At 40.7% G+C, this 20,479-nt stretch carries 22 protein-coding genes; 13 read left to right on the top strand and 9 right to left on the bottom strand.

Annotated elements, in window-relative coordinates:
* Positions 1-2: 2 nt before the first annotated feature.
* Positions 3-905 (top strand): AEC family transporter, encoded by a 903-nt coding sequence (locus FTU22_RS01020; protein WP_180092447.1) that lies wholly within the window; start codon positions 3-5, stop codon positions 903-905.
* A gap of 82 nt (positions 906-987) precedes the next feature.
* On the opposite strand, the gene FTU22_RS01015 is transcribed toward FTU22_RS01020, so the two are convergent.
* The 6 genes from FTU22_RS01015 to FTU22_RS00990 form a co-directional block, all read right to left on the bottom strand.
* Positions 988-1,275 carry a PA4642 family protein gene (locus tag FTU22_RS01015; protein WP_067766167.1) on the bottom strand — a complete coding sequence of 96 codons (288 nt, stop codon included), beginning with the start codon at positions 1,273-1,275 and terminating at the stop codon, positions 988-990.
* 287 nt (positions 1,276-1,562) lie between these two features.
* Positions 1,563-1,835 (bottom strand): cell division topological specificity factor MinE, encoded by a 273-nt coding sequence (minE, locus tag FTU22_RS01010; protein WP_078190039.1) that lies wholly within the window; start codon positions 1,833-1,835, stop codon positions 1,563-1,565.
* Positions 1,836-1,837: 2 nt separating this feature from the next.
* Positions 1,838-2,650 (bottom strand): septum site-determining protein MinD, encoded by an 813-nt coding sequence (gene minD, locus FTU22_RS01005; protein ID WP_180092443.1) that lies wholly within the window; start codon positions 2,648-2,650, stop codon positions 1,838-1,840.
* 65 nt (positions 2,651-2,715) lie between these two features.
* On the bottom strand, positions 2,716-3,435 hold the full coding sequence (gene minC / locus FTU22_RS01000; RefSeq protein WP_078193110.1) for a septum site-determining protein MinC: 720 nt from the start codon (positions 3,433-3,435) through the stop codon (positions 2,716-2,718).
* Positions 3,436-3,560: 125 nt separating this feature from the next.
* Positions 3,561-4,625, bottom strand: a complete 1,065-nt coding sequence (locus FTU22_RS00995; protein WP_373886227.1) for a preprotein translocase subunit SecA — start codon at positions 4,623-4,625, stop codon at positions 3,561-3,563.
* Positions 4,626-4,640: 15 nt separating this feature from the next.
* Positions 4,641-5,564 (bottom strand): acyltransferase, encoded by a 924-nt coding sequence (locus tag FTU22_RS00990; protein WP_180092440.1) that lies wholly within the window; start codon positions 5,562-5,564, stop codon positions 4,641-4,643.
* 247 nt (positions 5,565-5,811) lie between these two features.
* Here FTU22_RS00990 and FTU22_RS00985 point away from each other — a divergent pair, with 247 nt between their 5' ends.
* The 9 genes from FTU22_RS00985 (at position 5,812) to FTU22_RS00945 (ending at position 15,372) form a co-directional block, all read left to right on the top strand.
* On the top strand, positions 5,812-6,444 hold the full coding sequence (locus FTU22_RS00985; protein WP_078193108.1) for an OmpA family protein: 633 nt from the start codon (positions 5,812-5,814) through the stop codon (positions 6,442-6,444).
* 137 nt (positions 6,445-6,581) lie between these two features.
* Positions 6,582-8,621, top strand: coding sequence for a UvrD-helicase domain-containing protein (locus FTU22_RS00980; protein ID WP_078193107.1), 2,040 nt, complete (start codon positions 6,582-6,584; stop codon positions 8,619-8,621).
* Positions 8,622-8,685: 64 nt separating this feature from the next.
* A complete protein-coding gene (dut, locus tag FTU22_RS00975; RefSeq protein WP_180008222.1) occupies positions 8,686-9,138 on the top strand; it encodes a dUTP diphosphatase in 453 nt (150 codons plus the stop codon).
* A gap of 562 nt (positions 9,139-9,700) precedes the next feature.
* Positions 9,701-11,125, top strand: a complete 1,425-nt coding sequence (locus FTU22_RS00970) for a phosphomannomutase/phosphoglucomutase (RefSeq protein WP_180092437.1) — start codon at positions 9,701-9,703, stop codon at positions 11,123-11,125.
* A gap of 10 nt (positions 11,126-11,135) precedes the next feature.
* Complete coding sequence (argB, locus tag FTU22_RS00965; RefSeq protein WP_078190033.1) at positions 11,136-12,044, top strand: acetylglutamate kinase; 909 nt, start codon at positions 11,136-11,138, stop codon at positions 12,042-12,044.
* 209 nt (positions 12,045-12,253) lie between these two features.
* Positions 12,254-13,102, top strand: a complete 849-nt coding sequence (locus FTU22_RS00960) for a class II glutamine amidotransferase (protein ID WP_180092434.1) — start codon at positions 12,254-12,256, stop codon at positions 13,100-13,102.
* A 263-nt stretch (positions 13,103-13,365) separates the two neighbouring features.
* Positions 13,366-13,821, top strand: a complete 456-nt coding sequence (locus tag FTU22_RS00955; RefSeq protein ID WP_078190032.1) for a bacteriohemerythrin — start codon at positions 13,366-13,368, stop codon at positions 13,819-13,821.
* A 142-nt stretch (positions 13,822-13,963) separates the two neighbouring features.
* Positions 13,964-15,046 carry a hypothetical protein gene (locus FTU22_RS00950; RefSeq protein ID WP_180092431.1) on the top strand — a complete coding sequence of 361 codons (1,083 nt, stop codon included), beginning with the start codon at positions 13,964-13,966 and terminating at the stop codon, positions 15,044-15,046.
* Positions 15,046-15,372: an RnfH family protein gene (locus FTU22_RS00945; protein ID WP_111885267.1), complete on the top strand. Its 327-nt coding sequence runs from the start codon at positions 15,046-15,048 to the stop codon at positions 15,370-15,372. Before FTU22_RS00950 ends, FTU22_RS00945 begins: the two co-directional genes overlap by 1 nt.
* Before the next feature lie 43 nt (positions 15,373-15,415).
* On the opposite strand, the gene FTU22_RS00940 is transcribed toward FTU22_RS00945, so the two are convergent.
* Positions 15,416-15,814 carry an outer membrane protein assembly factor BamE gene (locus FTU22_RS00940; protein ID WP_078193102.1) on the bottom strand — a complete coding sequence of 133 codons (399 nt, stop codon included), beginning with the start codon at positions 15,812-15,814 and terminating at the stop codon, positions 15,416-15,418.
* 112 nt (positions 15,815-15,926) lie between these two features.
* Here FTU22_RS00940 and fur point away from each other — a divergent pair, with 112 nt between their 5' ends.
* Positions 15,927-16,364, top strand: coding sequence for a ferric iron uptake transcriptional regulator (gene fur / locus FTU22_RS00935; protein ID WP_078193101.1), 438 nt, complete (start codon positions 15,927-15,929; stop codon positions 16,362-16,364).
* A gap of 77 nt (positions 16,365-16,441) precedes the next feature.
* Here fur and FTU22_RS00930 read toward each other — a convergent pair whose 3' ends face one another.
* Both FTU22_RS00930 and FTU22_RS00925 read right to left on the bottom strand, forming a co-directional pair.
* Positions 16,442-17,563: a PilT/PilU family type 4a pilus ATPase gene (locus tag FTU22_RS00930; protein WP_078193100.1), complete on the bottom strand. Its 1,122-nt coding sequence runs from the start codon at positions 17,561-17,563 to the stop codon at positions 16,442-16,444.
* A gap of 27 nt (positions 17,564-17,590) precedes the next feature.
* The gene (locus tag FTU22_RS00925; protein WP_078190026.1) at positions 17,591-18,628 is read right to left on the bottom strand and encodes a type IV pilus twitching motility protein PilT; all 1,038 of its coding nucleotides are present in this window, start codon (positions 18,626-18,628) and stop codon (positions 17,591-17,593) included.
* A 125-nt stretch (positions 18,629-18,753) separates the two neighbouring features.
* On the opposite strand from FTU22_RS00925, the gene FTU22_RS00920 reads away from it, so the two are divergent.
* Both FTU22_RS00920 and FTU22_RS00915 read left to right on the top strand, forming a co-directional pair.
* The gene (locus FTU22_RS00920) at positions 18,754-19,440 is read left to right on the top strand and encodes a YggS family pyridoxal phosphate-dependent enzyme (protein ID WP_180026560.1); all 687 of its coding nucleotides are present in this window, start codon (positions 18,754-18,756) and stop codon (positions 19,438-19,440) included.
* A 193-nt stretch (positions 19,441-19,633) separates the two neighbouring features.
* Positions 19,634-20,434, top strand: a complete 801-nt coding sequence (locus FTU22_RS00915; protein ID WP_078193098.1) for a thioesterase family protein — start codon at positions 19,634-19,636, stop codon at positions 20,432-20,434.
* The last annotated feature ends 45 nt before the right edge of the window (positions 20,435-20,479 follow it).

Raw genomic sequence — 20,479 nt, 5'->3', positions numbered from 1 at the left:
GCATGAATATCGTCGTCGCATTGTTTCCCCTCGTTGCATTAATCGTGATGGGCTATGTGCTTAAATATACACAGTTTGTTCAGGATGAATTTTGGGCAAATTCAGAAAAACTCAATTACTACGTTTTATTTCCTGTGCTGCTATTTTTGAATGTATCAGCCGTGCAATTGGATATGAACACTGTTTCACGAATGTTGACAGTACTGGTTGCGGGCACCTGTTTGATCAGCATCGTGTTGTGGGGGATCAAGCAGTTTATGCATATCCCCGTGCAGCGATTTGGCGTGTATATCCAAAGTCATATTCGTTTTAATACCTATATTGGTTTGTCGCTCATGGGTGCTTTATTTGGCTCCACAGGCATGCAGATGTTTGCCATGTTAATTGCCGTTGCCGTCCCTTTAGTGAATATTATTTCAGTCTTGGCGTTTTCAAATTTAAGTGTGAAGCAATTAGGGCAGACCTGTCAGTCCATCGCAAAAAATCCCTTAATTTTAGGCTGTGTTGCAGGGGTATTGTTTAATTTATTAGGCTTGAGTCTGTTTGAAGGCTTACCTGAACTATTAAAAATCTTGGCAGCCATGAGTTTACCGCTCGGACTACTTTCTGTTGGGGCAGCATTACAGTTTCAGCAAATGCGCGCCGATCTACGTCGTTTAAGTTTAAATACGATAGGGCGTCTCATGTTAATGCCATGTATTGCTTATCTATTGAGTACTTGGATGGGTCTGACTGATTTTGAGCGAATGATTTTAGTGGTCTTTTTTGCTTTGCCAACTGCATCATCGTCTTATATTTTGACACGCTATTATCAAGGTGATTCACAACTGATGGCGGCCATTATTAGTGTACAAACCATTGGTTTTGGCTTGATGTTTCCATTGCTTATGTTGATCGTGCATTAATCATGCTGAAATACAATAACGCTGATTTTAAATAAGATAAAAAAAAGCCCGCATGATGCGGGCTTTTTTTTATTACTCGAAATTAAGCAAATTTTGCCAATACTTCGAGGAAACCTGCGCTTTGACGTGGGTATTGAGCAATCACGTCATGAATACGCTGACCTTCAGGATTAGTTGCGTTCACATCACGGCCATCGGCAACGAATTGAGTCAAAAGACGCTCATAGTCATTTGGACGCATATGTTTGAAAGCATGGTAAAGCACGTGAAAGTCGCCATTCACTCCTTCAGGAGGAAGCTGAGTAAGGTAGGCAAATACACGCTCATCTGACCATTCTTCGTTGAACGTTGCTGGCTGAGATAATGCCATCGCAATCTCCTTGCTGGTTTAAAAATACAAAAAGGCAAAAATGAGTACGCAAGTAAAATGGTTTTATTCGCCATCTCTAAGTTAAGCGACTCATTTTATGGTTGGATCAAAAGTTATTTTTTTATCCCGTTTACTCGAAGCAAAGCTTTTGATCTAACAAAGGAATAAAACTAATCCAGCCCACTCGAAGCAAAGCTTCTCGTCTTGCGGCTGGGTAAAGCAGCGCTTTACTGATCCAGCCTCACATTTTGCCTTGATTCAATTTACTTGGCTAATCAGAATTCAGATTAACGTTCTTCAGGCAAATTGATATTCATTTCAAGCATTTCAATATTCGCTTCAGAACGAACAGACATTTGAATATGTTGCTCATCTACACCACGAACATAGCGATTTACCACTTGCATGATTTCTTTTTTCATCATGTCTATTTTGTCTTGGCTGAGGCGTTTACCTAAACCATTTTCAGATGCCACGATGACTTTTAAACGGTCTTTTGCCGTTTGTGCGCTTGAGGGTTTCTCGTCGCTGCTAAAAAGTTTGCTCCAAAATCCTGCCATGATTACGCTCCAAATAGACGTGCTAACCAACCCTTAGGTTTTACCGTAATGTTACGGTAAGGGCGTTCTTCACCAAGGAAACGTGCAACAAGGTCATCATACGCTTGGCCAGCCGCTTCTTCTGTAAACAGAATCACTGGTTTACCTTCGTTCGATGCTTGTAAAACGCTTTTACATTCAGGAATAACACCTAAAGTCGGTACGCGTAAAATATCTTTTGAAATGTCATCAATCGTCAACATCTCTTGTTTATCTGCACGTTCTGGATTGAAACGTGTAATACATAGATGCTTACGGATACGACCTTCGTTTTGTTCTACTTTTTTGGTTTTGCTGTCGAGCATACCAATAATACGGTCAGAGTCACGTACCGAAGAAATTTCTGGGTTCGTCACAATGATCGCTTCATCAGCATGATACATTGCTAAAATTGCACCACGTTCGATACCCGCAGGTGAGTCACAAATAATGTAATCGAACTCTTGAGAAAGTTCGTCCATTACACGTGCTACACCTTCATCTGTTAACGCGTCTTTATCACGTGTTTGAGATGCTGGCAAAATGTAGAGATTTTCAATATCTTTATCGCGAATAAGCGCTTGTTGTAATCGAGCTTCGTTATTCAATACGTTTACAAAGTCATATACAACGCGGCGTTCACAGCCCATGATCAAGTCAAGGTTACGTAAACCCACATCAAAGTCGATCACAACAGTTTTGTGGCCGCGAAGGGCTAAACCTGTTGCAAAAGATGCGCTTGTAGTTGTTTTACCTACGCCACCTTTACCTGATGTTACGACAACAATTTTCGCCACCGAATCCACTCCTGTTATGGTTTAAATCCCCTTTTTTAATTAGGGGTTTGGTGATTATTTATACATTAAAATTGCAAAGCTTCAAATACTAGCTCTTGCTGGTCATTCAAATAAATATGTACTGGCTGTTTGACCACATGAGGTGGAATGTCATCAGCGACACAGTAAGTCCCTGCAATTGAAACCAATTCAGCTTCTAATGAATGGCAGAAAATACGTGCAGCCGTGTTCCCACCAGCTCCGGCAATCACTCTACCACGAGCACTACCATAAATATGTATATTTCCTGAAGCAATTACTTCTGAACCGCTATTAATACCAGCATTAATAATGATATCGCCATGGTCTTGGACTAAACATTGACCTGTACGTAAGATTTCATTGTGATACGACGTAGCATGACGAATGGTCGGTACTTCGACTGCAGCAATTTTATCTTCGGTTTTTTCTTCTGCAGGCGCGGGCTCTTCAACCACTTGTTCGCGTGTCGGTTTAACTTGTTGTAGTTTGCGATCCGCAGGAACTACGGGAAATTGGATAGCACGTGCTTGGTCCGATAGCGGACCTTCAGTGACACCAATCGGTTGAATTTCAATACTAATAAGTAGTTGAATCAGTGCAATTAGTTCTTGATCAACCGTACTTTCAATCACGGCTAATGTTCCGGGTGGAAAAGCCTTTTGGAACATTGGAGTAAGTTGCTGGCGGATCGCATCATGATCATTGGTATCGAGGTGAATGCGAATCGCATTGACCATTTTGCCTTTTATCCGTATATCAGCCATATTGAATCCTTGAGACTTCTAACTATTACTTTTGTGCCGAAGTAGTTATGTTGTAAATAGAGCAAATCCTAGAACAATTTGCATGAATACTCTAGCGGAGTTCGCAATTATTTTTGACTAAGTGTTTATTCTGTAGCTTGGTCCTGTTCCTGCATAATCTGCTGCCACTGTTTTACTTTCACTTGCTTACGAATAGCCTCTAGACTTTCAAAAACCGCAGAGCGAACCAACTCATCCAGCTGGGCATTATTTTCGATTTCAATACGGCTAACACGCTGTGAAATGTCTAAATATAGATTGGGTTTTTGAGCCGTCGATGTATTGGGATAAGCCAATGGGGAAATTAAACCTTGGGTAATATTTTCACCTAAACGTTGCCCGATACTTTGAATCTGCTGTTCAATGCGGCTGCCAACGATTGGCACTAAACGCAATAGCTGCGTGAGTTCTGGAGTGTCTTCGATGGCCTGACTGACGATTTGTCCGACATTTTTGGCGATCAATTCACGTTCAGTACGGAGTTCTTTGCTTAAATTTTCTTGCAAAATCTCAGCTAAAACTTGGGTGAACATCTCACGGTGATGCTGCACAAGATTACTAATTAGGTCTTTATGGGTTGTACTGGTATTGAGCTCATGCTTAACACCATCTAACACGGTAAGTACCACACGATCTGACAGTTCTTCCATCACGACTCGATAGTAGAACAATGCCTTTTTCTGCCATGCCGATGGCACGATCTGATAACCCATTTCATATAGTCGATAGGCAATCACGCCCGCGCGAAATAAACGCAGGAAACGTAAATGCGGCACAATGGCTAAAATTTCGTACCAATGTATAAACGGGAAGAAGAACCAGCGCTGATGGTGCTTGTTGATGATAGCAATCGCCCAACGTACCAACAGTTCTACTATCAAAAAGATAATAAACCACGCTTCGGTGGTAATCACCCATGGATGCAAATGTTCACGGTAAAAAGTCAGCACATCGGGCAGGTGGATACTGTTAAAGAACCAACTGCCAAGATTGCTCATGAGGAAAAAGTTCATGCACAGGCAGAACAAGTTAAAAACAATAATAAACACCATGAATATGTCATAAATCAAAAACAGTTTGAATGACCAACTGTCTGGATTGACATGATGATATTTAGATTTCTTGTTTTGCGGCATGCTGTTCTGCGACATAAAACTTCTTCTTAATTATTCAGTAACTGAGTATTTAGCTTTCATACGAGTAATGAGTTGGTCTTTCTCCGTCCACAGCTCATCTACCCAATGCTGAAATTTTTCACGGAATTCTGCATCATCTTCATAGTTGCCGCCATGCACCCACGTTGGAATTTCAATTTTACGTAAATCCACGGCGATACGTGGAACTTCACCGAGCCAAAATTCGCCATAACCTGGTGCACCATTTGGATAGACGATGGTCATATCCACGAGGGCATCAACTTGATTCCCTAAAATATTGAGTGCCAGTGCTAAACCACCCGCTTTCGGCTTAAGAAGGTTTTGATACGGTGATTGCTGCTGCACATGTTTTTCAGGGGTAAAGCGAGTGCCCTCCAAATAGTTCAGCAGGGTAAAAGGCTGGCTCAATAACTGTTCACAAGATTTACGCGCTTCTTCCATATCTCGATATTTAAGTTCAGGATTTTTCGCGATTTGTTCTTTGCTATGTCGTTTCATCATTGGGAAGCCTAAAATTTTAAAAGCTTGTCCAACAAATGGAATGAAAATGAGTTCCCATTTGGTAAAGAAACGCGTCAGTGGCATACGGGTTAAACCAAAATATTGGTTGACTGTCGTATCGACCCAACTCTGATGATTACAGGTCATGAGATAGCGACCATGCAAATTTAAGTCGAGGCCTTCATCGATGGTGATATCCCATTTTGTGTTGGGTAAAACGTGATCAATTAACCAGTTATTGACCGTGAGCCAACTGTTGGTAATTTTTATGTTGGTTTCATCAACCTTTTTTGATTTTTTAAAGAGTTTGGTTAGACCAAGGGCTAAAACAGGAGGACCATGAAAAAAAGTACTGCCTGTCATAACAGAACCGACGGTAAGTCCTTTGCTAATTTTTTTTAGTGTCGGTTGCTTATTTGTTTGAGATGACATATAAAAAGTCCTAGCGGAAATTGTCCAAATAATGATTGATTCTAGTAAATATAGTTCGAGTTGATTAAATAAAAAAGGGCATCTGCTGAACTGTGAAGAAATTGTGATGGAATTAACAAATAAATCTCGTATTCATATTACAAATTGTAACTAAACGTTTTATTATTAACAAAAAATCAATGGTTCAGCCATTTGTTTTACTTCATCATTTCAACCATACAACAAAACACAAAGAAGGAGGCATGCAATGCGTGCACTAGTAATTTCGGCAGTAGTTGGGGCAATGGCACTTACTGGTTGTCAAAACATGGAATATGACAAAGCAGCAATCGGTACTGGTCTAGGTGCTCTTTTAGGCGCTGGTATTGCTTATTCTAATGCTGATAAAGACAAAATGGGTCAAGCAGCTGCAATTGGTGCTGTAGTTGGTGGTGGTGCAGGTCTTCTTCTTGATAAGAAAGAAAAACGTCTTAAACAAGAATTGGCTGGTACTGGTGTTGACGTAGGTCGTAATCCAGATGGTTCAATCAACCTTGTTATGCCATCAGTAACTTTCGCAACTAACTCTTCAACTATTCAATCTCAGTTCCAATCTGCATTGAATGATGTTGCTAAAGTATTGCGTGAAGACGGTACTGCAAACAAACTTGCAATCGTTGTACACGGTCACACAGATAACACTGGTACTGATGCGATCAACAACCCACTTTCTCAAAACCGTGCAAACTCAGTGAAAAACTACCTAGCGTCTCAAGGTATTTCTTCAACTCGTATTACTGCACGTGGTTACGGTTCAACTTCTCCAGTAGCGGATAACTCAACTGCTGCAGGTCGTGAACAAAACCGTCGCGTAGAAATCTCAGTTTACGAAACTAAATAAGTTTTAGTTCGAAACGAAAGGCCACCCTCGGGTGGCTTTTTTTATGGCATTTTTAATGACCGATAAAATACATTTTGCATTAGGCAAGATCGTTTCAGATGACTATAATCATCCTCGAATTAATAAGAGGAAAGACTATGTCACTGGCAAGTCAGTTGAACGACAAGCAACTTGAAGCAATGAAATACACTCAAGGACCCTTGTTAGTACTTGCAGGGGCAGGTTCAGGCAAAACATCGGTGATTACCCGTAAAATTGCCTATTTGGTGAAGCATTGTGGTATTCCTGCGCACCGTATCACCGCGATGACCTTTACCAACAAAGCTGCGCGTGAAATGAAAGAGCGTGTGACGAAGCTGATGAGCCGTGAAGAGGCAAAAGGGCTGTCGGTTTCTACATTCCATAACTTCGGGCTAAACATGCTCCGTTTGGAATTAAAAAATACACCGCTAAAAAATAACTTTTCTATTTTAGATGCAGATGACTGCAAACGCATTTTGATGGATTTAATGCATCGTGACAATTTATCCGGTGCAGAAAGTAAAGAGCTGATTGCCAAAGCCATGAAAATGATTTCAGATTGGAAAAACGATCTGATTCCACCTGAGCAAGCGCATACCACCTGTGAAACAGCAGAAGACGTTCAGTTTGCGCATCTGTATCAACTGTATGAGCGTAATTTACGTGCCTACAATGCTGTGGATTTTGATGATTTAATTGTCATGCCGACGCGCTTATTACAAGAAAATGCAGAAGTGCGTGATCGTTGGCAGAATCGAATCCGCTATTTATTGGTCGACGAATATCAAGATACCAACACCGCGCAATATATTTTGGTGAAATTACTCGTGGGTGTCATGGGACAGTTCACCGCGGTAGGTGATGATGACCAATCGATTTATGCATGGCGTGGTGCTAAGCCTGAGAATATGGCTTTATTGAAGGAAGATTTCCGTAATCTGAAAGTGATTAAGCTTGAGCAAAACTATCGCTCGACCAGTCGTATTTTAAAAGCTGCCAATACAGTTATTGGCAATAACCCACATATTTTCGATAAAAAGCTTTGGTCAGATAAAGGCCATGGTGAAGTGATCCGCGTGATTACTTGTCGTAATGACGATGATGAATCAGAACGCGTCGTAAAAGACTTGATTACGCACAAGCTGATGAACGGTAAAAATTGGAAAGACTACGCCATTTTATACCGTGGTAATTTCCAAGCGCGTGCTCTAGAGACACAGCTACGCCAAATGCAGATCCCGTATAAATTATCGGGTGGTCAGTCTTTCTTCGCTCGTGCTGAAATTAAGGACTTGATGAGCTACTTACGTTTGATCATCAACCCAGAAGATGACAGTGCATTTTTACGAATTATCAATACACCAAAACGTGCGATTGGTCCTGTGACTTTGGAAAAGCTTGGTCTATTTGCGCAGGAAAGTAATTTGTCTTTGCTCAGTGCAGCAGGGGATCAGCGCTTGAGCATGGCGATTCCGAAAAAAGCTACAACCCAATTGGCTGAATTTGCAGACTTTATTTCGACCTTTACCCGTGAATTATTAGAAGATGATGAGCCTGTTCCCATTATTCGTCGCATGATGATTGAAGCAGGTTATATCGACTATGTTAAAGAATCTGCAGCTACTCCTGCGCAGGAAAAAACCAAACTGGATAATATTGAAGTGCTATATAGCAGTATTCAAAGTTTGATAAACCGCGCTGAAGATGTAGATGAAAAGAACATTGAAAGTGTGATTCGTAAAATGGTGCTGCTCGATATGTTAGAACAGCAACAAGAAGAAGAAGACACCGATAAAGTCAATTTGTTAACACTTCATGCGTCGAAAGGTCTGGAATTTCCATTCGTTTATTTGATTGGTCTGGAAGAAGAAATTCTACCGCATAAAAACTCCATTGCTGCCGACACGGTTGAGGAAGAACGTCGACTGATGTATGTGGGGATTACTCGTGCACGTCAAGGTTTAACCATGACTCTTGCAGAGCAGCGTAAAGCCGGTGGTCAAATGCGACAAATGACACCAAGCCGTTTCTTGGACGAACTGCCACAAGATGAATTGGAGTGGTTAGGGCGCAAGAAAAAGCTGGCAGGGGATATCGATCCTAAACAGCAAGCACAGCATTATTTAGAAAATTTACGCGCGCTGATTAAGCGTTAAAGCTTAATGCGTAGAATATTTTATTTATTTTTTGAAATTCGTTTTATTGAAACAGGAATGAACCATGAAAGTTCAAGTTAAAGTTCTCGACACACGTTTAGGTACGGAATGGCCAATGCCAACTTATGCCACAGCAGGTTCGGCAGGTCTTGATCTCCGTGCATGTGTAGAAGAAACCACCGTAATTGAACCGGGTCAAACTGTTCTGGTAAAAACAGGCCTATCGATTTATATCGAAGACGCTAACTTTGCAGGTTTAATTTTGCCGCGTTCAGGCTTAGGTCATAAACACGGAATCGTGTTGGGTAACTTGGTCGGTTTGATTGATTCTGACTACCAAGGTGAATTGATGGTATCTGTTTGGAACCGTAGCCAAACGGCATTTAGCCTAGAGCCGGGTGAGCGTTTAGCACAATATGTTTTAGTGCCAGTTGTACAAGCTCAGTTTGATATTGTGGATGAGTTTGAAGCCACTGAACGAGGAGCTGGCGGTTTTGGTCATACAGGTAAAAACTAATCAGCGCAAGACTTTTGCTCCAGTGTGTTGACAAGTAAATGCCTAAAATCACGTAGCGAATAAAAAACCATCCTCGTGATGGTTTTTATTTATATCATTTTATTTAAATTTTTATTTATTCAAATTCAAATCTATATTTAGAGTATTTTGGATCTTATCAGGATTTTTAATTCTGATGAGTTTACTTGGTTTATATTTTAGGGGTGAGGGTAAAGAATAATTAGAATTTTGTGTATTGGTTTAAATTTGATCGATTTACTATATTTATACACATTTGAATAAATAATCAAAAATATTTGAAAAGTAAAATATTTAAAACTGAATGATAATTTGATATTTTTATTAATGTAAAATATTGATTTTATTTTAAAAATAAATTATTGGATAATTGTGAGTGTAATTTTTAGATCAGTATTTAAATATTATTAATTGATTGTTAACTAAATTTGTTATAAAAAAAGCTACACTTTTTTTCAGGATTTTATCCTTTAATTAAAAGCTTAAATTCTCAATAGAATTTTAGATTTTTTAATTAATAAAGATGTAATTAGAAGAACATAGTATGGGTTCACTGTTTAGTCACTTTCCGCAACATATTTTTCGTGCATATGACATTCGCGGGAAAATATCGCTCTTAAATGCTGATTTAGTTCAGTCAATTGCTTGTGGCTTAGTCAAACAATATTTAGATGTAGGGCAAAAGAGACTTGCCATTGGCTATGATGCGCGTTTAACCAGTCCAACCTATGCAAAAATAATTCAAAAAGTCTGCCATGAGGCTGGCCTTGAAGCGGAAATTATTGGCTGCTGCTCAAGCCCGATGTTGTATTTTATTGCGGGACAATTTCAAGGCAATGGCATTATGGTGACGGCGAGCCATAATCCAAAATCAGATAATGGTATCAAGTGGATTATCAAAGGTGAGCCACCTTGTCCAGAGATGATTCAACACGTTGCAGTCGAAGCACGAAATTGTTTTTCATCGGAACGTGTGCATTTGATGACTGAACTTGAGCCACACGAAATCAAGCCTGAATATTGTTTGGCCTATCAGAAATTTATTTTAGATGACATTCATTTACAGCAACCGCTTAAAGTTGTGATCGATGGCATGCATGGTTCAGCTGGGTATTGTGCAGCCTTATTATTAAATAAATTAGGCTGTGAAGTTTTGGCATTACGTTGCCAAGCTGATGGACATTTCCCTGATCATGCTCCAGATCCATCACAGCTCAAACATTTAACTCACCTTCGCCAAGCTATAAAGCAACAACAAGCCGATATTGGCATTGCTTTAGATGGTGATGGTGATCGTTTAGTGTTGATTGATGAATCTGGCAAAGTGGTTTCTGCAGATCGATTATTGTGTTTATTTGCTGAAATTTGTTTGACTCAAAAACCACATGCAGAAGTGGTATTTGATGTGAAATGTTCAACAATGATTCGAGATACCGTGTGCGATTTAGATGCGCAGCCTGTCATGATTCGAACGGGCAGTAGTTTCTTGCGAAAATATATTTCCCAATCTAAAGGCAAAGCGGTTTTTGGTGGTGAATACGCAGGGCATTATGTTTTTAATGACGGTCGTGGTGGTGGCTATGACGACGGTCTATATGCTGCCTTAAGGGTCTTAGAATATATTCAAACTCAGGGGCTGACATTGTCAGAAGCTTTGGCGAAATATCCGGAGCGCTTTAGTACCGAAGATTTATATGTCAGTACACATCAGCATGATCCAGCGGAAGTTTTAACGCAGGTTGAAGCCAATTCTGCGCGAATTCCAGCACAAATCAGTAAAATTGATGGAATACGCCTTGATTTTGATGATGGATTTGGCATCATTCGAGCATCGAATACAGGTGAGTATTTCACTTTACGCTTTGATGCCAATTCATCAGCACGCTTAAAAGAAATACGAGATCTGTTTGTTTCTATGTTAGTTGAGCACTATCCAGACATTGCTCATGACATTCCAGATGCTCAATAAGGAGAGGCAAATGCCACATCAACATACTGGCATCGACAAAGCACAAATCCTGACGGAAGCTTTGCCGTATATTCAACGTTTTGCGGGTAAGACGCTGGTAGTGAAGTATGGTGGTAATGCCATGACCGATCCTGAGCTTGAGAGCTCATTTGCACGTGATATCGTGCTGCTGAAAACGGTTGGTTTAAACCCGATTGTGGTGCATGGCGGTGGTCCACAAGTCGATTCATTCCTCAAACAATTAGGCCGTGAGTCTGATCGTATCGACGGTATGCGCGTGACTGATCCTGCAACGATGGAAGTTGTCGAGATGGTCTTGGGCGGCAGCGTGAACAAATCGATTGTGAACTTAATCAATAAACACGGTGGCCGTGCAATTGGTTTAACGGGTAAAGATGGTAATTTGATCCGTGCGCAAAAATTATTGATGGAAAAAACTGCCGAAGATGGTTCAGTAAAACAGATTGATTTAGGTCTAGTTGGCGAAGTGGTTGGTGTGAAAACTGACGTACTTGAAATGTTTACCCAAAGCGATTTTATTCCTGTGATTGCACCATTAGGTGTAGACGAAGACGGCAATACCTATAACATCAATGCTGACTTGGTTGCAGGTAAAGTGGCGGAAGCATTGGGTGCGGAAAAGCTAATTTTATTGACCAATATCACGGGTGTTTTAGACGAAAATAAAAATCTGTTGACTGGGTTAACCACCCAAGAAGTCGATCGTTTGATTGAAACTGGCGTGATTTACGGCGGCATGATTCCGAAAGTTGGCTGTGCATTAGATGCAGTCAAAGGCGGCGTAATCAGCGCGCATATCGTTGATGGTCGTGTACCTCATGCAACATTACTTGAAATCTTTACAGATCATGGTGTCGGGACTTTAATCACCAATCGAACCAATGTGAAAAAAGCTTAAGATAATTAGCATTTTTTGATATAAAAAAGCCTCTTTTGAGGCTTTTTTATTATTTATCAGTTGGCTAAGTAACTTTTGAAAAGATCAAATAATGTATTTGCCCTGTTGGATTATAAAAACTCTTATAATGGCGGCTATTTTAGATTTACAACAACTAAAACTGTCATGCACAATAGAGAAATCATAGATTTACTGCAGAAATGATCGATATGTGCCAGCTGCTCGGAATGAATTGTGCGACTCCTACCGATATTACTTTTTCGTTTCGGGGATTTTCGCAGCGAGCAGGAATTACCTCAGATCATTGTGATGGCTTTGGTATCGCTTTTTTTGAAGATAAAGCATGTCGTTTATTTGTCGACAATCAATCTGCTGTAGAGTCTCCGATTGCCGAGCTGATCCGAAACTATCCGATTAAATCTCGCAATGTGATTGCACACATTCGTAAAGCGACACAAGGCAAAATTAATCTTGAAAACTCACATCCATTTAGTCGTGAATTGTGGGGCAGACAGTGGATTTTTGCGCATAATGGCGACCTACATGGCTTTCAGCCTGAGCTCACGGGGCGCTTCAGCCCTGTTGGCAATACCGACAGTGAATTGGCCTTTTGCTATTTGCTCGAGCAAATGGTGAAACGTTTTGGTTATACCGAACCTACACTCGATCAGGTGTTTGATCTGTTATTAGAAATTTCTCCGAAAATTGCAGAACATGGCACCTTTAATTTTTGTTTGTCGAATGGGCAGGCGCTATTTAGTTATGCGATTACCAAGCTGCATTGGCTGGTTCGAGAGTTCCCATTTCAGCCTGCACAGTTGATTGATATTGATGTTGAAGTCGATTTTAGTGAAGTCACCACGCCTGAAGACCGTGTTGCCGTGATTACCACGGAACCCTTAACGCAAAATGAAGTTTGGACAGCATTTGAGCCGGGTGAAATGATTTTATTTCAATATGGTCGTCCAATACGTGCTGCAAAGACGGTTGTTGAACGTTTAGAACGTGAGTGGCTGGACCCATCTTTAAAACGTGTCACACGTGCAGATCAGTATTAATTTTGAATGAAAGATATTCATTATAAAAATGAATATCTTACACTTTATTGAATTAGGCGTATTTTATAAGATATTGAATTGATTAAAAAATATCTTAGCTTTATACTCGGGATTAAATAAATTAACATAATAAAAACAATTGATTACATTATAAATAGCAGTATTTCAATTAAAACCAACCTTTTTACTTCATTTTTATTTAAGTCCTTTAATTATATGATGAAATTTACGTGATAAGTCCTTCATATTTATAGGTGGTCGTAATGAAAATGAAATGGGTTCCAGAATACAATACTGGTATCGATGTGATTGACGATCAGCACAAACGGATTCTTGACTACATCAATGAAATTGATGGCATTGACGCAAATACAGATCGTGATCGTGTAAAACAAATTCTGGAGAACATTATTGATTACACGCAATCACATTTTACCTTCGAAGAATCTTTACAAGAAGAAGCGGGTTATAAATATCGTGTGCCACATAAACGCGTACATGATTTATTTATTAAAAAAATTGAATCTTACCGCGACCGTTTTGAAATGGGTCATGCGATTGAAAATGAATTACATGAAGTGCTTTCAAAATGGCTGATTAACCATATCCAGCACGATGATGCTGATTATGTCGGTGCTGTTAAAGAAAATATGATGGGTATCATCAAAGAAAAAGAAAAGAAAAAAGGTAAAAATTGGTTTGCACGTTTCTTTTCATAACCTCAAAAAATGAAATAAAAACAATTAAATTCTAATAATATCATTTGCGCAGCAAATCACCTTTAAGGTGATTTGCTTTTTGTTTTTGATTTTCAAGGCACAGCAAGGCAAAATAGCGCTAGAATTTTCAAAGGAATTTGTCATGCAGGACAATGCGATGTCGAAATGGTTATCGCCACTGATGGCGTTCTGTTTATCTTTTATCATTATTGCAACTTTAGCACCGGTAACAGGTATTCAAATTGAACGTCAGCTAGATTTCTGGCTGTTGTGGCTAGGTACAATGCTTATTTTAGCTTTACCGCTATGTTATTTGGAAATTGCTTTAGCAAAACGTTCAAAAACCACAGCAGTCCAAGCGCTGTCTTCGCTGACACGTGATGCAGATGCTTCGCCAAAATGGCGTATAGTCGGTTGGCTTGCCGTAGTATTTATTCCATTTTTAGCAGGTGCCATGCTTTCAGCCGCGTCGCAATATGTGGCAATTTTTACAGCTAATGGTTTTGCTTATAGCATGATTTTGGCCGTCCTTGCGGTCATTGCATTTGCATTGTCGTTTGTACCACGCCAATTTTTAGTGATCTTGACGGCTATTGGTGTGATTGCTGCAGTGGTCTTGGCGAATGTTATGGGAACGGCATTGCCAGAATGGAAAATGACTACACTCGAATTTAGTGAGTGGGGCAATGCAACTGTCTTGGCGCTCGTAGCAAGTGGTTTGGGGATGGGCTTGTACTGGCAGTCAAGTTTGCCAGCCGTGAAGCAACAAGAGATTGCAAGCAAAACGGTATTTCCAATTTGGATCGCTCAACTCTTGGCAGTGATTGCTTTTGCTTTTTTCGCAGCAAAAACACAAGTACCTGCTTTAGCATTGGTTGTGGGTTTGGTTGCTGCTTCAGCATTGCTGATTCAAATGGCACGTGAACAATTACAACAACGCCAATTGGCCGTAGTGGTGCAATGGGCGATTTTATTGGTTGCGGTTTTTGTATGGGCACTGAGCACTGTTGTTCCAGTATTTAATATTGCCTTGTTGATTTGGGGCTTAATTATTTGTCTGATTTATGCGATTTTCGCAGGTTGGATTATGAAGATTAGTCATCTACGTAAGTCAATGAACTTCAGTCATGAAACCTTTTATAATATTTGGCGTATTGCCGTACGTATCGTCGTGCCCTTGTCAATAATATTGGCATTGGTGGCTGTGATTGGGCAGTTATTCTAATGACCGCTCAGTTACAAGTATGGGTCGCTTATGCGAGCGTGGAACAGCAGATATTAATTCCGCTGAGCTTTAATCCCGGTATGACGGTTGAAGATGCTATTGTGCAAAGTGGAATTCGAAAACAAGTGGATTTACCCGAAGAATTAACACTAGGAATCTTCGGGGCGCGTGTAAGCGATTCATCTCAATTACTTGAAGCAGGTGATCGCGTCGAAATCTATCGTGCATTAACCATTAATCCGAAAGATATTCGTCGTAATCGCGCCAAGAAAAATCCCGTCGGCCGTTATTGTCGAGGCAATCGTTTCAAGCAATTGTACTTATAAAAAAAACCCCTAAATTTAGGGGTTTATTTTTATCTTAAAGCGACTATAGTGGTGGCGCAGTTAAAATCGCTTCTTTAGAACCTGGTAAGCCCGGTTGAGACTCTGGAATGGTTTCTAAGCCTTCAATTTTTTGAACGATACCGTTTTGGTCAAAGAAGATTTTTAAGTGTTGACCATGTGCAGCAGGAATCTTGGCTTTTTTAGCATATGTTCCTGGGGTATACTTATAAATGTAGTCCCAACGTAACGGATTCATTGGATCGGCAACAGTTGGACTACCTAGCAAAAAGCGAACTTGTTGGTGGCTCATTCCCACTTGAATTTTAGCCGCTTGTGCTTGAGTTAAAGGTGTACCTTGTGGAATATCAACTTTATAAACGCCCAAGGTTGAACAGCCTACGAGCAATGAAGTGACGAATAACGTCAGCATGATTTTTTGCATTTTGCTAAACTATCCCAAATTAATTATGATGCATTTGATCCAAGGATAGATCATACTGCATCTACACTTTGTTGCATATTCCAACTTTAATTTTGTTGAGAGACCTTTTTTCATGCCTATTTCAAATCAAGATTTACGTAAAGCTGGACTTAAAGTTACACTTCCACGAATTAAAATATTGGAATTGCTTGAAAATTCAAGACAACATCACTTAAGCGCAGAAGATATTTATAAGACTTTACTTGAACAGGGTGAAGATGTGGGTTTAGCAACTGTGTATCGCGTGTTAACACAGTTTGAAGCTGCAGGTATTATTCAACGCCATCATTTTGAAAACAATCATTCTGTTTTTGAGATTATGCAAGAAGATCACCATGACCATATTGTGTGTCAAAACTGCAATAAAGTGGTGGAATTTACTAATGATGTGATTGAGCATGAGCAACATCAAGTGGCAGAAAAATTTGGTTTCCAACTTACAGGTCACTCATTAAATCTTTATGGCTATTGTGATGCGCCTGAATGCCAAGAAGCGTATCGTAAAAAATAATCCGATGCGGATGAGAATGAATAAAAAACAGACTTCATATGAAGTCTGTTTTTTATTTCCGAAAGCATTATGCAAATTTAATGTTGACCATCAAAGGTAATATTTGAATTTGCACGCAGTAAATGCTCACCGCCTTCTTCAGACAATTTAATTTGTAGACGCAGGTCGTTCGGTGAATCGGCATGTTTGAGCGCATCTTTGTAGCTAATTTGCTTGGCTTTATAAAGGTCATATAAAGCTTGGTCAAAGGTTTGCATACCCAGTTCACGAGAACGCTTCATCAGGTCTTTAATTTCGTGCACTTCACCCTTACGGATTAAATCTGAAATTAAAGGTGAGTTGATCAAAATCTCAATGGCAGCACGACGTGAATTACCATCAATGGTTGGAATCAACTGCTGCGCAACCATTGCTTTTAAGTTCAAAGATAAGTCCATGAATAGCTGACTATGACGATCCGCTTCAAAGAAGTGAATGATACGGTCGATGGCCTGGTTGGCGTTGTTGGCATGCAGTGTTGCAAAAACCAAGTGACCGGTTTCAGCAAAGGCAATCGCATAGTCCATGGTTTCACGTGAACGAATCTCACCAATCAGAATCACGTCAGGTGCCTGACGTAGCGTATTCTTTAAGGCAACTTCGAAAGAGTCGGTATCAATACCCACTTCACGTTGGGTAATGATACAGCCTCGGTGTTGGTGTACAAATTCAATCGGGTCTTCAATTGTAATGATATGACCTTTGCTATTTTCATTACGATAGCCAATCAAAGATGCCAAAGAGGTTGATTTACCTGTACCCGTTGCACCTACGAAAATGATAATTCCACGCTTGGTCATCGCTAATTCTTTTAAAATCGGCGGTAATTTCAACTCATCCATCGTTGGAATGACGGTTTCGATACGACGCAGCACCATACCTGGCTGGTCACGTTGTTGAAATGCGCTGACACGAAAACGAGCAGATTTACTGGTATTGCTAATGGCAAAGTTACATTCACGCGTATCGGCAAATTCCTTACGCTGTTTTTCAGACATTATCGAATGTAAGATTTGACCGACAGTCGGCCCTGGTAACTTAGTCGAGCCAATTGGCAAAATTTGCCCATTGATCTTAATCGAGGGTTCAACATCGGCTGTAATGAACAAATCCGATGCTTTTTTCTCCACCATATAATCAAGTAAGCCGTTAAAATCCATAACGATCGCCCCAAAAAAATAAAAAAATTACAAGAAAGATTCGGGTTGCTTCGCTGCAGTCCGTGCAGTCTGCGTACTAATAATGCCTTTTGCGACAAGATTTTTTAGGCTTTGATCGAGTGTGGTCATACCGTAGTTGGCACCCGTTTGAATCGCAGAATACATTTGCGCAACTTTGTTTTCACGAATCAAGTTACGGATCGCAGGAATACCAATCATAATTTCATGCGCAGCCACACGACCGCCACCATTTTTCTTGAGTAGGGTTTGTGAAATTACGGCTTGAAGTGATTCGGATAACATGGCACGAACCATGTCTTTTTCTTCAGCAGGGAATACGTCAATCACACGGTCAATGGTTTTTGCGGCAGAGGTTGTATGGAGTGTACCGAAGACCAAGTGACCGGTTTCAGCAGCTGTCAGCGCCAAACGAATGGTTTCAAGGTCACGCATCTCACCGACTAAGATAATATCCGGGTCTTCACGCAGTGCGGAACGAAGTGCTTCGTTAAAGCCGTGCGTATCACGGTGTACTTCACGTTGGTTGACCAAGCATTTTTTTGATTCGTGTACAAATTCGATCGGGTCTTCGACCGTTAAAATATGGTCATAACGGTTGTCGTTGATGTAATCAACCATCGCAGCAAGCGTGGTTGATTTACCCGAACCTGTTGGACCGGTCACCAATACGATGCCACGTGGATATTCACAAATATCTTTGAAGATTTGGCCCATGCCAAGATCTTCAATGGTTAGTACTTTTGAAGGAATGGTACGGAATACGGCACCAGCACCACGGTTTTGGTTAAATGCGTTCACACGGAAACGAGCCACACCAGGTACTTCAAATGAAAAGTCAGTTTCTAATTTTTCTTCGTAATCACGACGCTGTTTATCGTTCATGATGTCGTAAACCAATTTGTGCACTTCTTTGTGTTCAAGAGCAGGAAGGTTGATACGACGAACTTCACCATCCACACGAATCATTGGTGGCATACCAGAAGATAAATGTAAATCCGAAGCGTTATTTTTGGCAGCAAAGGCCAATAGTTCTGTAATGTCCATAAAATCCCCGAGATAAAAATTAAATCTTAATTATTTTGATAGAATAATAAGGCTTTCCCACAGCTTAACCAACACTTAGTTGCAGGGCAATGCAAAAAAAGATGAATGAAATGAGAACCCCGTCAATGAATAAACTTCAAGAAGCACGAAATCAAGTCTTGCAGCAAATTGAGCAGGCTTGCCAACTTGCGGGTCGACCACAGCAATCGGTTGAATTGTTGGCTGTATCTAAGACGCATCCTGCTGAAATGCTAAGAGAAATGTATGCAACGGGGCAACGCTCATTTGGTGAAAATTATCTGCAAGAAGCGCTTGAAAAAATTGAGGCTTTGGCAGATTTAGAGATTGATTGGCATTTCATTGGTCATGTACAGCGCAATAAAACCAAACATTTGGCTTCAAACTTTGCTTGGGTGCATGGGGTAGACCGTTTGATTATTGCGGAGCGTTTATCAAGCCAGCGAGAAGCGACGCAAGCACCTTTGAATATTTGCCTACAAGTCAATATTGATGCGCAAGATACGAAGGATGGCTGTCAGCCGAATGAAGTAGCAGATTTGGTCGCACAGATTTCTACGCTACCGAATTTACGCTTACGTGGACTGATGGTGATTCCTGCTCCAAACAATCCGCAAGCGTTTGCTGATGCCAAAATGCTCTTTGAACACGTCAAAGCACAGCATGCGAAACCTGAAGATTGGGATACATTAAGTATGGGGATGTCAGGCGATATGACTGATGCGATTGCTGCGGGTTCAACGATGGTTCGCGTGGGGACAGCATTGTTTGGCGCACGTGATTATTCAAAATAGGACAGAAGATTCAGCCTGCTTTCAAAAACTAGGCTTATAAAGTGTAAGCACAGCAGATAAATTTTCACAATAGATGAAACCTATGGGTTCAAAGTGAGCCTTTTAATTTGAACTTTCCATTAAAGTTGAGTACAAAATAATCAGGATGTTTTTGATATTGAAGTAATTCACACTTGGACAAATAGGGAAGTTCATGACGGCATATTATCAGTTGATTCAACGCGACGTAGATGCGCAAGGCTGTGTCACGGCACATTACCATTCGACCAATTTAGCACAAGGTGCATGGAATGCACATGAGCAACACATGGCACCAGCTACAGGCATTATTTGTGCTGAATTAGACCGTTTTTCACCACGTCATGATATGCGTATCGGGCGCATTAGCCTCGATATTTTGGGCTTAATTCCTGCTGGCGAGTTTGAAATAATCACGCAAGTGATTCGTCCGGGAAAAACCATTGAACTGATTGAATCTGAAATGCGGGCTCAGGGCAAAACCTGCATTGTGGCACGCACTTGGCGCATGATGACGCAAAATAGCCAGTCCGTGAAAGGTTTGGAGGATGCTGATGTGACTGGGCCAGAAACTGCGCCGATTTGGGACGGTATCCGTCAGTGGCCGGGGGGATATATTCAGTCGATTGAAGCAAGAAGCCATGGGCGCCGTGCAGGTCAAGGCATTGTGTGGCTGAGAACACAGCATGACATGGTTGAAGGTGAGCCGACTGCTGATTTTGTCCGTTTAATGGGCATGGTTGATACCGCCAATGGTATTGTTCCGCGTCAGGATTGGCCATTTGGCTGGGGCTTTCCAAATCTGGATCTACAAATCCATTTGCACCGTTTACCACAGGGACAGTGGTTAGGTCTGGAAACCGTGCAGCAGTATGGAGCGGATGGTGTTGGTTTGAGTAGTTCTGTATTGCATGATGTCCATGGCCCATTTGGGCGTAGTGAACAGATTTTAACGCTACGTCCACTCGGGACGTAATGATCTAGAGAATCAAAAATTATAAAGCCTGCTTTAAGCAGGCTT

This window comes from Acinetobacter sp. YH12076 (assembly GCF_013419525.1).
Classification (GTDB): Bacteria; Pseudomonadota; Gammaproteobacteria; order Pseudomonadales; family Moraxellaceae; genus Acinetobacter; species Acinetobacter amyesii.
This window is presented reverse-complemented; position numbering and strand designations above follow the sequence as displayed.

Coding starts and splice junctions, on each gene's coding strand:
- FTU22_RS01020 (WP_180092447.1), top strand. CDS start 3: ATGAATATCGTCGTCGCATTGTTTCCCCTCGTTGCATTAATCGTGATG.
- FTU22_RS01015 (WP_067766167.1), bottom strand. CDS start 1,275: ATGGCATTATCTCAGCCAGCAACGTTCAACGAAGAATGGTCAGATGAG.
- minE (WP_078190039.1), bottom strand. CDS start 1,835: ATGGCAGGATTTTGGAGCAAACTTTTTAGCAGCGACGAGAAACCCTCA.
- minC (WP_078193110.1), bottom strand. CDS start 3,435: ATGGCTGATATACGGATAAAAGGCAAAATGGTCAATGCGATTCGCATT.
- FTU22_RS00995 (WP_373886227.1), bottom strand. CDS start 4,625: ATGTCGCAGAACAGCATGCCGCAAAACAAGAAATCTAAATATCATCAT.
- FTU22_RS00990 (WP_180092440.1), bottom strand. CDS start 5,564: ATGTCATCTCAAACAAATAAGCAACCGACACTAAAAAAAATTAGCAAA.
- FTU22_RS00985 (WP_078193108.1), top strand. CDS start 5,812: ATGCGTGCACTAGTAATTTCGGCAGTAGTTGGGGCAATGGCACTTACT.
- FTU22_RS00980 (WP_078193107.1), top strand. CDS start 6,582: ATGTCACTGGCAAGTCAGTTGAACGACAAGCAACTTGAAGCAATGAAA.
- dut (WP_180008222.1), top strand. CDS start 8,686: ATGAAAGTTCAAGTTAAAGTTCTCGACACACGTTTAGGTACGGAATGG.
- FTU22_RS00970 (WP_180092437.1), top strand. CDS start 9,701: ATGGGTTCACTGTTTAGTCACTTTCCGCAACATATTTTTCGTGCATAT.
- argB (WP_078190033.1), top strand. CDS start 11,136: ATGCCACATCAACATACTGGCATCGACAAAGCACAAATCCTGACGGAA.
- FTU22_RS00960 (WP_180092434.1), top strand. CDS start 12,254: ATGTGCCAGCTGCTCGGAATGAATTGTGCGACTCCTACCGATATTACT.
- FTU22_RS00955 (WP_078190032.1), top strand. CDS start 13,366: ATGAAAATGAAATGGGTTCCAGAATACAATACTGGTATCGATGTGATT.
- FTU22_RS00950 (WP_180092431.1), top strand. CDS start 13,964: ATGCAGGACAATGCGATGTCGAAATGGTTATCGCCACTGATGGCGTTC.
- FTU22_RS00945 (WP_111885267.1), top strand. CDS start 15,046: ATGACCGCTCAGTTACAAGTATGGGTCGCTTATGCGAGCGTGGAACAG.
- FTU22_RS00940 (WP_078193102.1), bottom strand. CDS start 15,814: ATGCAAAAAATCATGCTGACGTTATTCGTCACTTCATTGCTCGTAGGC.
- fur (WP_078193101.1), top strand. CDS start 15,927: ATGCCTATTTCAAATCAAGATTTACGTAAAGCTGGACTTAAAGTTACA.
- FTU22_RS00930 (WP_078193100.1), bottom strand. CDS start 17,563: ATGGATTTTAACGGCTTACTTGATTATATGGTGGAGAAAAAAGCATCG.
- FTU22_RS00925 (WP_078190026.1), bottom strand. CDS start 18,628: ATGGACATTACAGAACTATTGGCCTTTGCTGCCAAAAATAACGCTTCG.
- FTU22_RS00920 (WP_180026560.1), top strand. CDS start 18,754: ATGAATAAACTTCAAGAAGCACGAAATCAAGTCTTGCAGCAAATTGAG.
- FTU22_RS00915 (WP_078193098.1), top strand. CDS start 19,634: ATGACGGCATATTATCAGTTGATTCAACGCGACGTAGATGCGCAAGGC.